Source organism: Liquorilactobacillus mali KCTC 3596 = DSM 20444 (genome assembly GCF_000260415.1).
Lineage (GTDB): Bacteria > Bacillota > Bacilli > Lactobacillales > Lactobacillaceae > Liquorilactobacillus > Liquorilactobacillus mali.
On sequence record NZ_BACP01000112.1, the window covers coordinates 1 to 219 of the forward strand.

Annotated in this window: 1 pseudogene; it reads left to right on the forward strand. The window is 34.2% G+C overall.

The features are described 5' to 3' along the window. Nucleotides 1–219: pseudogene (locus GSM_RS15260) on the forward strand (DNA-methyltransferase); the annotation flags it as partial.

The window sequence follows — 219 nt, forward strand, 5'->3', positions numbered from 1 at the left end:
CACCAGCAATGATTGTATTCTGCTCATTCCAACAAATGCAAATGGTTGTTGATTATGGGAAAAAATATGGTTTCAATAATTCTTACCCGCTTGTATTTGTTAAAAAGTCAAGCTCACAAGTTTTAAAAGCAAACATGAAAATAGTTGGTGCTTGCGAGTATGCAGTAGTTCTATATCGGGATAAGTTGCCAAAGTTTAATAATGACGGTCGAATGATAA